General features: G+C 39.9%; 12 protein-coding genes. 3 read left to right on the top strand and 9 right to left on the bottom strand.

Annotation, left to right across the window (positions count from 1 at the left end; all coding sequences use genetic code 11):
* Positions 1-30 precede the first annotated feature (30 nt).
* The 3 genes from QI031_RS14390 to QI031_RS14380 all read right to left on the bottom strand — a co-directional run bounded on the left by QI031_RS14390 (position 31) and on the right by QI031_RS14380 (position 2401).
* Positions 31-723 carry a 5'-methylthioadenosine/S-adenosylhomocysteine nucleosidase family protein gene (locus tag QI031_RS14390; protein WP_281485796.1) on the bottom strand — a complete coding sequence of 231 codons (693 nt, stop codon included), beginning with the start codon at positions 721-723 and terminating at the stop codon, positions 31-33.
* Positions 724-868: 145 nt separating this feature from the next.
* Positions 869-1699, bottom strand: coding sequence for a dienelactone hydrolase family protein (locus QI031_RS14385; RefSeq protein ID WP_281485795.1), 831 nt, complete (start codon positions 1697-1699; stop codon positions 869-871).
* An 87-nt stretch (positions 1700-1786) separates the two neighbouring features.
* Positions 1787-2401, bottom strand: coding sequence for a Uma2 family endonuclease (locus QI031_RS14380; RefSeq protein ID WP_281485794.1), 615 nt, complete (start codon positions 2399-2401; stop codon positions 1787-1789).
* 358 nt (positions 2402-2759) lie between these two features.
* Here QI031_RS14380 and QI031_RS14375 point away from each other — a divergent pair, with 358 nt between their 5' ends.
* Entirely contained in the window at positions 2760-5402 is a 2643-nt protein-coding gene (locus tag QI031_RS14375; protein ID WP_281485793.1) for an efflux RND transporter permease subunit, read from the top strand.
* A 265-nt stretch (positions 5403-5667) separates the two neighbouring features.
* On the opposite strand, the gene QI031_RS14370 is transcribed toward QI031_RS14375, so the two are convergent.
* The 5 genes from QI031_RS14370 to QI031_RS14350 form a co-directional block, all read right to left on the bottom strand.
* The gene (locus QI031_RS14370) at positions 5668-5934 is read right to left on the bottom strand and encodes a hypothetical protein (RefSeq protein ID WP_281485792.1); all 267 of its coding nucleotides are present in this window, start codon (positions 5932-5934) and stop codon (positions 5668-5670) included.
* A complete protein-coding gene (locus QI031_RS14365) occupies positions 5915-6151 on the bottom strand; it encodes a prevent-host-death family protein (RefSeq protein WP_281485791.1) in 237 nt (78 codons plus the stop codon). The genes QI031_RS14370 and QI031_RS14365 overlap by 20 nt, the downstream gene beginning before the upstream one ends.
* A 392-nt stretch (positions 6152-6543) precedes the next feature.
* Positions 6544-6963: a type II toxin-antitoxin system VapC family toxin gene (locus QI031_RS14360; RefSeq protein WP_281485790.1), complete on the bottom strand. Its 420-nt coding sequence runs from the start codon at positions 6961-6963 to the stop codon at positions 6544-6546.
* Positions 6960-7244 (bottom strand): hypothetical protein, encoded by a 285-nt coding sequence (locus QI031_RS14355; protein WP_281485789.1) that lies wholly within the window; start codon positions 7242-7244, stop codon positions 6960-6962. Before QI031_RS14355 ends, QI031_RS14360 begins: the two co-directional genes overlap by 4 nt.
* 102 nt (positions 7245-7346) lie before the next feature.
* Entirely contained in the window at positions 7347-7517 is a 171-nt protein-coding gene (locus tag QI031_RS14350; protein WP_281485788.1) for a hypothetical protein, read from the bottom strand.
* A gap of 230 nt (positions 7518-7747) precedes the next feature.
* Between QI031_RS14350 and hpnA the strand changes: the two genes are divergently transcribed.
* Together hpnA and hpnH are read left to right on the top strand one after the other, a co-directional pair.
* A complete protein-coding gene (gene hpnA / locus QI031_RS14345) occupies positions 7748-8749 on the top strand; it encodes a hopanoid-associated sugar epimerase (RefSeq protein ID WP_281485787.1) in 1002 nt (333 codons plus the stop codon).
* A 62-nt stretch (positions 8750-8811) separates the two neighbouring features.
* On the top strand, positions 8812-9831 hold the full coding sequence (gene hpnH, locus QI031_RS14340; RefSeq protein ID WP_281485786.1) for an adenosyl-hopene transferase HpnH: 1020 nt from the start codon (positions 8812-8814) through the stop codon (positions 9829-9831).
* Positions 9832-9932: 101 nt separating this feature from the next.
* On the opposite strand, the gene QI031_RS14335 is transcribed toward hpnH, so the two are convergent.
* The gene (locus QI031_RS14335) at positions 9933-12197 is read right to left on the bottom strand and encodes a hypothetical protein (protein ID WP_281485785.1); all 2265 of its coding nucleotides are present in this window, start codon (positions 12195-12197) and stop codon (positions 9933-9935) included.
* Between the last annotated feature and the right edge of the window lie 33 nt (positions 12198-12230).

Here is a 12230-nt window from a genome sequence, read left to right as displayed (position 1 = left end):
TTACTTAATTCCAAATTGCTGTTAATTCAGCTAGCTAGAAAATAGCGATATTGTTACTTGTTCTAAAACTTTGAGTGCCTTTAAAGAACCTTTAATTAATCTAGTAGCAGCCAGAGGTTGTTTAAGTAATTTAATTGCTAAGAGTAAAGGATTAAGAGAGCCATCAGAATTGATTGCTGATGTCAGGTCAGGAATATCATGGTGACAGTCGTCACTAACTACTCGCAACATTGCCACTGCTACCTGGGTATTCTTAAAAAACTCTAAAGCAGCAAATCCTTCCATATCAACAACATCAGCCTTTGATGTTTTACCAAGATGGCATTTTTGGGCAGCAGACCAAACTACGCGATCGCTTGTTAATGATTTGACTAGAGATACTTTATCTGGTAAAGCAGATTGCAACTGTGCAGTGAAAGTGCGATCGCACTCTTGTAGTTTCCCTTGATAAACACAATCCTGATACAGCACAATGTCACCAACACTGTGACGCTGGCTTAAGCTGCCACATATACCCATAACCAGCACTTGCGATTGTGGTTGGTTCCAGGAGTTTTTATCCTCTGGTAATTGTTGCAGGTATTGAGTTAAAGGTTTGATACCAACTGGTATCGGCATCACAGTTGGAGTAGTGCCAGAAACTCGGCTCAAGCCACGACACACAGCTTTGTACTCGGCTCCCTGCGGTACTAAAATCCTGTTAATGGGGAGGAAATCAGACATTGAATAATTCGTAATACTCGCCTTTGGCGAGAAGCAAGCTACGTAATTTGTAATTCGTAATTTAAGAGGGACAAAGCAACTACTAATTGTATTTTCTCCCCTGCTCCCTGCTCCCTTGCCTCTTCATCCCCTGCTCCCTGCCTTTTCACAGGCCATGCTGATTAAACCATGCTTTTAAACGTTGCCATCCATCTTTAGCTGCTTCCTCGCGGTAGGAGGGACGATAATCGGCAAAAAAGGCGTGGGATGCATTAGGGTAGACAATGATTTTAGATTTGCTATTGCTAGACTTGAGAGCCTCGCGCATCTGTTCTACTGTATCAAGAGGGATGCCTGTATCTTTACCTCCGTAGAGTCCGAGAATAGGGACTTTCAAATTAGCCGCAATATCTACAGGATGCTTGGGCGTTAATTCAGTGTCATCGCCCACCAATCGCCCATACCATGCAACGCCTGCATTCACCTTAGGATTATGTGCCGCATACAACCAAGTAATACGACCACCCCAGCAAAAACCCGTAATTCCCAATTTATTGGTATTACCCTTTGATGACTTCATAGCCCAATCTACTGTGGCATCGAGATCAGACATGACTTGGGTATCTGGAACTTTAGCTACTACGGGGCGAATTTCATCTATACTACTTAATTTCGAGACATCACCTTGACGCACAAATAATTCTGGAGCGATCGCCAAGTACCCCAACTTAGCAAAACGACGGCAAACATCCTGCATGTGTTCGTGTACACCAAATATTTCGTGAATTACTAAGATAGTCGGAAAATTTTTACCCTTAGCAGGCATTGCTCTATATGCTGGAATTTCGCCATCTTTAACGGGAATTTTCACTGCACCAGCTACCAGTCCCTTCTCATCAGTAGTAATAACTTGGGCAGAAATGGGTTGCACTGCCAGAGCAAAACCCGTCGCCAAAGTGGCAGTGGCGATAAATTGGCGGCGTGTTATTTCTTTCATCGTTTTTATACTGCAAGCTATCTAGTTGTTATTCTCTTAACTAGCATAAAGCTTACGAAGATATAATGAGTTATCGCAGAATGTGTGTTAGTTAGCCGCATCAAAAATCTGCTGTGCGGTTAAATTTAATTTGGGAAAAGTAGGTGATGAAATCGCTGTGTTGCCTTGAAACGATGTCATTTGATATTCATCATCAACCAGTTCACATACAAAAATTGTAGATTGTTTGGGATTGCCGATGAACTTTCTTGCACCTAACGCAGCATAATCGACAATCCAATATTCAGGAATACCCATTTCTTCATAATCTCTAAATTTATTGTAGTAATCATCTCGCCAGTTAGTTGAAACAACTTCAATAACTATGGGAACTGATGCTGCTTGGCTGACTATTGACTGTTTTTGAAAAAGCGGTTCCTTGTTGAGATTATCAAGATTTAGCAGCAACACATCAGGCAAATAAGTGGATTCGGCAGCAGGAGTTTTGACTAATGCGGTTTTGGGAATAGTGTAGGGAAGGTTCAAGCGATCAAACTCAACAGTTAGCTTTCGGGCTATAAAGCCTACAACTTTTTCATGCGCTCCGGTTGGGGGTGGCATTTCAAAAATTACTCCCTGATGCAATTCATAGCGTTTACCATCGTTGGGATACCATTCGCTAAATTCATTGAATGTGAGTAATTTGGGCAAGGATTGAGTCATAATCTTACCTCTACATCTGTTTTACAGAGTACTGTAAATCTTTGGCATACGTCTTTTTAGCATTAGGCGATCGCTCACGTCCGGTTTTGTAGATAACGTCGCTGAACCCCAGCGGTACGAATGTATTATGATTATTCAGGCTAAATATCTTATATGCTTTTTTAAGAAGACAACTTAGCAAATATAGGACTTACGCACAGGCAAGGGAAAATCTAACCGCAGAGGACGCTGAGAACACTGAGAAATAGGACTTTCAAAGAGTTATTGCGTAAGTCCTAAAAGAAATAGTATTCGCAAACTTCAGGTAATTATTGTAGCATGACAACTAATTGTGTTAATCGCACGATGATTTTCTAAGATGGTAAAGCTTAATAGCTCAAAATCCGCACGAGAACGCTTCAATATTTCCAAGTTGGCAATTGACTTTTCGTGGTTGACGGTAAGTTTTTGGATTGCTGTAACGGTAGCTGGAGTTTTGGCTTTCAGTTCCCTCAAATACGCTTTGTTTCCAGATATTACTTTTCCTGTGGTGGTGGTGAATGCTACAGCACCTTTAACTACTGCCCTGGATACAGAAGCCAAACTTACCCAACCTCTTGAGGAGCGCCTTCGCTCTTTGGAAGGACTAGAAAATATCCGTTCTTCCACTTATCCTAGTCAAACTGCCGTTAGTTTATCTTTTGCTGTTGGCACGAATTTAGAAACATCGACTCGCAGTGTCGAAACTGCACTGAAACAGTTGACCTTACCTGAGAAAGCAAATTACAAAATTATTCCCCTAAACTTGAACGAGTCAGCTGCAATTAGCTATGCCATTGAGAGTCCTAATCAGAGTTTAACAGCACTGAGTCAGCTAGCAAAAAACCAAATTGTGCCAGCGATCGCCAAATTGCCAGGAGTTCTCAAAGTCTCACTGTTAGGCGATCCTACTTTAAAATCAGCAAATACAAACGCAACTGCCCTGCCTGGAGGAGGGGCAACATTAGTGCGGTTTAATGGTCAAGAAGCTTTGGCATTTCAGGTAATTAAACGTGGTAGCGCCAACACTTTAGAAGTGGTGAGTCAAGTAGAAACAGCAGTCCAAAAGTTACGTACTAACCTCAAGGATGTCAAACTCACCTTAGCTGCTACCCAGGCAGAATATATCCGCCACGCCACCCAGTCAACAATAGATGCGCTGATGGAAGCCGTCTTGTTATCAATCGTGGTAATTTTTCCTTTTCTATGGAACTGGCGAGCAACTTTGATCTCTGCTTTGGCGATTCCTACGTCTTTGTTGGCAACGTTTATTGTCATGGCAATTTTTGGCTTTAACCTAGAAACGATTACGTTACTAGCTTTAGCCTTGGTAATTGGTAGTGTGATTGACGATGCGATCATTGATGTAGAAAACATCATGCGACACATTGAAGATGGAGAAAGTCCTCGTCAAGCCGCCTTTTCAGCTACAGCTGAAATTGGGTTAACAGTCATTGCTACCACTGCGACAGCAGTAGCGGTTTTTTTACCGATTGGTTTGATGGGTGGTGTAGTTGGGCAATTCTTTAAGCCTTTCGGGATCACGGTTTCCGCAGCGATGATTGCTTCAACTTTGGTTGCTCGAACTTTATCCCCAGTACTGGCTATTTACTGGTTGAAACCTGTCGCATCCAGTTCTGTAAGGCGAGAAGGGACTAAATGGACAGCTTTTACTCAAATTTACCGAAACTTACTGCACTGGTCTTTAAACCACCGCAAAATAGTGATTGGATTGGCCATACTTAGCTTTATCGCAGGTATGGCAATAGTTCCTTTGATTCCCAAAGGATTTATTCCTAAATTAGATCGGGGCGAGTTTAATATTACTTATACGGTTCCTTTGCCGAGTATACCTGGGGGGGTTGGGGTACAGCGAGAAAATCCCAACTCTCAACTGCCAACTTTCAATCCTCTAAATGATTCTTTGGAAGTTGCTAAAAAACTAGAAGCAGTAGTCAGAAAATCTCCAGCAGTGGCAACGGTGTTTACTACTGTTGGTTCGCGTGAGGGTGAGCCAAATAAAGGCACGTTATATGTCAAGCTCAAGGATGACCACAATATCTCAACTGCGGAACTACAAGATCAATTTCGCTCTACTTTGCCTGTTTTACCTGGAGTAACTACCAGTGTCGAAGATATTCAATTTGTGGATACCGGCGGTCAAAAACCACTCCAGATAGCCTTACGGGGTAATAATCTACAAGCACTCAATCAAGCTGCCAAAGCTATTAAAGAAAGAATTGAGAAAAGACCAGGATTTGCTGATGTTACAGTCACAGGTGAAGCCAATCAACAGGGTCAGGTTTTTCAGATTGAACGTCTTAACAATCAACGAGTAGCTTATGTCAGCGCTAACCTCGGCAAAGATTTATCCTTGGGTGATGCTACAGATCAAGTCGTTGCTGAAGCTGAGGCGGTGTTACCTGCAAATGTCTCTATTGATTTGGGAGCAGATTCTGCCCGTCAAAGCGAAGTATTTAGCAGCTTTGGTACTACCCTGATTTTATCGGCACTGTGCATCATCTTAGTACTAATTTTACTATTTAGAAGCTGGGTAGACCCAGTGGTAATTGGTGTCTCTCTTCCTTTGGCAATTGTCGGGGCGATGCTGGCATTACTCTTTACTAAAAGCGACTTTGGCATGATCTCATTGATCGGCTTTGTGTTTTTATTGGGATTAGCCAACAAAAATGCCATTTTATTAGTAGATTACATTAACCAGCTTCGTAAAACTGGTTTAAGTAAACAAGACGCAATTCTTCAAGCTGGGCCAGTACGTCTGCGACCAATTATGATGACCACTGCTTCCACGATTTTGGGAATGTTACCACTGGCTTTAGGCTTTGGTGCTGGTGCAGAATTGCGATCGCCTATGGCAATTGCGATCGCTGGTGGCTTGATAAGTTCAACTATCCTCAGCTTAATTGTTGTGCCAGTAGTCTACGCCATTTTAGATGATTGGTTTTCGTCACATAAAACTTAGACTCTGGCAGTGTCGGCACTATCCAGTCTACAGGCTAAGCTATTACGCCTTTAAATTACACAATTACTCGTGAGGTTTGTTGATTGCTGATTGTTAACGGTCAACAGTCAACAGTCCGTACAAAAAGATGTGCAATTTTAGATGCATAACAGCTTACCTGAATTTATTAGGACTTACGCACTAAGACGTAAAATTGTAATTGTTGCGTAAGTCCTCAAAAAATCTAAAAATTAACTACTTAACGTCAAGTAGAAGCTGCTACAGACTACGCAAAACACTTAAAAGGGAAAGCGGAAACAACTTCAGGCAAAGCAGAAGTTACTTCAGGTAAAGCGGAAACAACATCAAGGAAAGCAGAAGTCACTTCAGGTAAAGCGGAAACAACATCAAGGAAAGCAGAAGTTACTTCAGACAAAGCGGAAACAACATCAAGGAAAGCAGAAGTCACTTCAGGTAAAGCGGAAACAACATCAAGGAAAGCAGAAGTTACTTCAGACAAAGCGGAAACAACTTCAGAAAAAGCAGAAGTCACGCAGTTCTTCTAACGCTTGGGTTGCAGGAAGTCCTTCACCACGATCAGACTCCGCTAATCCCTGCCAAAGACTGATAATGGTTTCCAGGGTTTCAAGTTCAAGATCAGCAGATTGAATAGGATGCGCTTTGAGGAATTGCAAAAATTGCAGCACTGGCAGCAAGAGTTCATCAGACGTGTTTGCTAGTTCCTGGCATAAGAGTTCGCGTGTCGTCATGATGGCGATCGCCCTTTCTCAAAGTTGTTCTCAGTATAGCAATCGCACCTTTCCCCAAAACGCGATCGCTGATTGCATTAGGTCTTCTCCTATTTGAAATTGCCTATATTTATCAATGATGGCGCACATTTTACTGTGATGCGATCGCTCTTGAAGTTATGCGAAAATGCGATCGTATATTGCCTATATTTGTATCCCCAATTTCTTCAAGAAATCTCAAATTTATAGAACTTATGCAATACCGATATTGTCATTGCGACCGGAACGGAGTGTAGGGAAGCAATCCTAGCGTTAGGGTAGATTACTTCGCTATTGCTCGTAATGACGAAGTTACGTTATTTTTGTGTAAGTCCTGATTTAAAGGAACTAGGATTTAACTGATAACTGATAACTCATGGTGTATTTGTCAATTCTTGAATTAGTTGTTCAGGCGTAAGAATCCGGGGACTAGCTACAGGAAAATCTCCAGAATTGCGAGTAATAATTGCATCCAAACGATTAATTACCGCAGTGCTGTATTGAATAGCATCTTCAAAATCTTTAAAATTTACGTTTAACGCCATGTTGATTGTATGGCTGTCTACAGTAGCAATACGGCAGAAAGTGACTAACTGTTTTAAATAACTAGCAGCCCACTCTCGATTCCTTGAGCGACGGATAATATAGTACAAATTACTAACAATTGAAGCAGAAATATAACCTTCAATTGTTCTTTCCTCAACCATTACCAAAACTTGTTCGCTGGCTGCTAGGAAAGGTTCACGTTCAAGAGCATCATCAATAATGACATTAGTATCTAACAAGATTTTCACAGATTATGCTTCTTTTTTAGGGCTTCCCATCTGGCTGCATCTGCATCAAAATCAGGTGAAACAGGAGGAGCATTTTCAAATAAACCTGCAAATGCTTTTATTTTAGATTTCCGTTTTGGTTTGTCTGGTTGTGGTTTAGTAGAAGCTTCTGTGGAGATTTCCTGAGATGGAATTGGTTGCAAAATAATAACTTCCACTTCACCAGGGGCAATATTTAAAGGTTCGTTGATAATCAAATGGCCTAATTCATTAATTGTGGCGTTGACTTTATAAGCTTGCATAAAATTTTTCCTCACTTGTATATAAATATTTTATCAATTGCACTCTTGCCCCGGTCACTGAGCGTACTTGTGCTGAGTTTAGCCTGAGCGTAGCCGTAAAGCCTACGGCATAGAAGGAAGATATTCATCAGTAGCGATCGCCAGATCAACAGGTTCTACTTTTGCTTCTTCGTTATAGTAAAAGTAGTTGTAGATAACGTTACCTTCACCAACTACAGCACTTTTTACTTCATTTTCAAACTTTGAATTGTAATTGGAACTCTCTTCAGCCATCTAGATACTCCAGTGGCTTTAGCCAAATTTATTTTTTTGTGTGTTGCGATCGCACCAGCGCCTAAAGCAGCAATAATTGGAGAAATAGGGTCTATAGTTAATCTTTAATAATTTATAGCAGTGAAAATAGTTATTTTTAATGTTCAGACTATCACAGAAAGTATACAGGCTTAATTTATCATCACTACTTCCCAGTCCCCAATGCCAAATTCAAAACAGGAAATTCCAAATTGCTAAATCCACAATCTCAAAAGGTTTTTGTCACCGGGGGTACAGGTTTTATTGGCGCTCATTTGGTACGGTTGTTATTGCAACAGAGATACACAGTCAAAGCTCTGGTACGCCCTAGTAGTAACTTAGACAATTTACGTAGTCTGGATGTGGAAATTACCCAGGGCGACTTAAATGACCCCAATCTCTGGCAACAGATGGCAGGTTGCCAATACTTATTTCATGTTGCAGCTTATTATTCTCTGTGGCAAACAGACAAAGAACTACTCTATCGCCATAACGTGTTGGGTACGCGTAATGTGCTAGTAGCTGCCCAAAAAGCAGGAATTGAACGCACTGTATACACCAGCTCTGTGGCAGCTATCGGCGTAGGTTCATCTGGTAAAGTAGTAGATGAAACTCATCAAAGTTCCCTAGAAAAATTGGTTGGTGACTACAAAAAATCTAAGTATTTAGCTGAACAAGCAGCCATGCAAGCCGCCGCTACTGGTCAAGAAGTAGTTATTGTTAATCCCAGTAGCCCCATTGGCTCGTTAGATATTAAGCCTACCCCCACTGGTGATATAATTCTGCGGTTTTTGCGGCGACAAATGCCAGTATACTTAAATACTGGTCTAAATTTTATTGATGTACGAGATGTGGCTTGGGGACATTTACTAGCTTTGCAAAGGGGAAAATCAGGCGATCGCTATATTTTAGGTCATCAAAACCTCACTTTAAAGCAATTACTAGATCAACTTGCCCAAATTACAAATCTTGCAGCACCCCAACGGACTGTACCTGCTTGGTTGCCCCTCAATGTGGCATGGATTGATGAAAAAATTCTTGCACCACTGGGAAAAAGCCCCTCAGTGCCTTTGGATGGTGTGCGGATGGCGAAACAACTTATGTATTACGATGCTTCCAAGGCAGTACGAGAATTGGGTTTACCTCAGTCTCCGGTGCAAGCTGCGCTCAAGGATGCTGTGGATTGGTTTGTGAATCAAGGGTATGTGAATTAAAGGATGAAGTTAATCCTTTTTGACTAGGGTGTTTTTCTATACAAGACAGGAGCGATTGGAAAATGGCAGTTAATCTACAACAAGCTATGGATATCGGGAAGTATCTCGTTACCCAGCGTCTGTTAGGACGCAAACGCTTTCCCTTAGTCTTGATGCTAGAACCGCTTTTTAGATGTAATCTTGCTTGTAATGGTTGTGGTAAAATTCAGCATCCAAAAGAGATATTAAAGCAAAACCTCAGCCCAGAACAGTGCTTTGCCGCCGTGGAAGAGTGCGGCGCACCTGTTGTCTCAATTCCGGGCGGCGAACCCCTACTACATCCCCAAATTGCTCAGATTGTCCAGGGATTAGTTGAACGCAAGAAGTATGTTTACTTGTGTACCAATGGTTTGTTATTAGAAAAAAGCTTAGATAAATTTCAACCTTCGCCTTATTTAACTTTTAGTGTGCATCTCGATGGAATGCGAGATTGGCACGATAAATGTGTTGATCGCAAAGGTGTTTTTGATGTTGCTGTGCAGACCATTCGTGCTGCTAAAGCCAGAGGCTTTCGAGTAACTACTAACACTACTATATTTGAAGGTTGCGATCGCCAAGAAATGCAAGAGTTTTTTGACTTTATAGGCACACTGAATACCGATGGAATGATGATTTCTCCTGGTTACAGCTATGAATGGGCCCCAGACCAAGATCATTTTCTCCAACGCGAACAAACACGCGCCCTGTTCCGAGAAATTCTTTCTCCTTATAAAGCTGGCACAAAAAACTGGAACTTCAATCACAATCCTTTATTCCTAGATTTTCTCATTGGTGAAAAGGATTATGAATGTACACCTTGGGGTAGTCCTAGTTATAGTGTTCTCGGTTGGCAAAAACCTTGCTATCTGTTGAATGAAGGTTATTACAACACCTTTAAAGAGTTATTGGCGCAAACTGACTGGAGTCAATACGGTCGTGCCAGTGGTAATCCTAAATGTGCCGATTGCATGGTTCATTGCGGCTATGAACCAACAGCAGCAATGGATGCAATGCAACCGCAAAATATGGCGCGCGCCCTTGGTAGCGTGTTTGGTAAGAATTAGGAATTGGGAATTTAGTTTTCTTAAAAGAGACGTAGTAGTGGTACGTCGTTTTTTCATTTACCAGGGTAACTTACTGATTTTTTAATTTATGTGGGAATTTATCATGTTTCAACCCACTCTTTGGTTAATACTCTCAACAAAGCCTTTAAACCTAAAATAAATGGCGGTTCCATCATGATGTTACTAAAATCTTTATTTGCATTGGGCATTAATCCAGTCAATTCTTTGTGGATATTCTGCCATAGTCTTTGATTTGCTTCTGCCCCTTGCACAGGTTGGTATCCTGGTAAAGGGGTAAGTCCATCAATTTCTAATTCTCCTAAAGCAAGGTTAAACTCCTTATAAAACATCTTCAGATGCTCTAGGTTATCAATTTGAAAATACTCGATATTTTTTTCTAACTTAAATAATGAATCCCAGCTAATTTTGCTACCATTTACTTGACAATTTTCTCCAGCAATTAATATCTTTTTATCTTTTTCCATCAATTCTTGAAGTCTACTAGTATCTTCTACTAACCCGCAAGCAATTTCATCTTTTGGTCTTTTACTCAATCTTGTTATTTCTTCAGTATCAGGAAAACCAGAACCTTTACTTAACATTCGGCTGAGTAATAAATTTAGTTTTGAATTGCGGTTAAACTGACCTTCAATTGCTAGCCAATGTAATAATCTAGAGCCTCTTCCACCTACATAAACAGGAGTAATTTCTTTTCGTTGAAGTTTTCCTCGTATCTGGAGAGCTTTTAAAAGTATACCGATATAATAATACAACCCTGCTGTACCAATTGCTATTAGTCTTATAAGTCCTTGAAAATCTGCTTCTTCCTCTACAAATGCTCTTTTATTCTTCAGCCATTTTTCACTTTCCCAACGCATGAATACATTTAGTTTGGCATAAAAGTTCTCTTGCTCTAATCCTCGCCAGTCTGTTTGTTTAACTTCTAGTGTTTGTTCTAGGAACTGAGGATTTAATTTTAAAAAATTAGAAAACAAGTCTTGTTCTGAGAATTTTAATGAACATTGATGAATAATTTGATTATTTTCCCAAACAGAAATATCGGAGATATTTGAATTCAAGTCACCAATACAAATACAAGTGCTACAGATTAAATTATGGTCTTCTCGATCTGCAAAATATTGACCAAAAGCTAAACTTTCAGAGCGAAAATTACTTGAATCAGAAATAGTTGGGCAAATATGTTTAATTCCTGTTTTTCTTTGTAAATCCTGAATTAAATCTTGCCATATCTTTAGATATTTTCTCTTATCAAACAAGGAAATTTTAGATGGATATGAAAGACACCATTGAATCTCACCAACACCTCTTTTAGCTGCCATTGCAGTTATATGCAAAGATAGGTGCTGGAGAAATAGTTTAGCTAAAGTAAAATTACCTAAATTTACATTAGTTTCTATCCAGTCTTCTTCAAGCTTAAATTTACCTTTATCAGGGAAATAAAATCGAGCATCTAAAACTGGGCGAGAGTTCTCCAGACTGACATCTCTTTTTCCTCTAGTTGTCAGAATATTCTCTAATGGTAAAGGCTTTTCTGATGGAATAAAACTTTCTGGGATAAAGTATTCAAATAATACAGGTAGTCGATTACAAGCATCGGAATCTGTAACTTTCAGATGCAACTGTTGTAATGGTAAAGGTTCAACTATATTATTTCTATTAACATAAACATTAGTGAAAGATTGTCCAAAATTTACTCCTATTTTCCACGTCCATGTCGCCTGAATTTTTTCTGGTGTTTTGAGCAAAATCAAACCAATAGTGTTTCTAGCACTGTCTTGACAAATAATATGTGAAGGAAATTCTTCTAAGCGAACAATTTGATAAGAACCCAAACCATATTGGAAAACATGAACTTCTTGAATATCAGGTAAACTTACTTGAAAAGTCTCCTCTCCAAATTCACTGTCACAGTAGAAAAAATAATATTCTTTCCACCCCTCTACTCGGAAATTAGGCCATACTTCTAAGACAGGTACTTCACGAAGAGCATTTTCTTCTTTGATTTCATAATCTTTAATAAAGCAAGAGTTATGAGGTAAAGTTACATATTGTAAATCAGAAGCAAGCAAATCGAAAACTACCCGCACTTTTGATTCTTCACTATCATTTATAAGCTGAAATTGAACCAATTTAACCAATTCTTCGGCAGTGAAATAATCTAAAAGTATAGGGTTTAGAGGAAGTAAAGGTGTAATTGTCTGTCCATCGAAAATTATCTCTTTTCCTCCATTAGGCAAAATCCCGCCTGGGATAGCATCTGGTAAGTCTATAAAAATAAATCTTGGTAAGAATATATCATTCAAGTCTAAATCGAATTGATTTATTTTTTTATTAGATTCTGTCACCAACTGCAACCCTCACTCATATCTCACAATTAA

Source organism: Halotia branconii CENA392 (assembly GCF_029953635.1).
GTDB classification, from domain to species: Bacteria; Cyanobacteriota; Cyanobacteriia; order Cyanobacteriales; family Nostocaceae; genus Halotia; species Halotia branconii.
The sequence above is the reverse complement of the archived record's forward strand: the minus strand, read 5'-3'. Positions and strand labels throughout refer to the sequence as shown.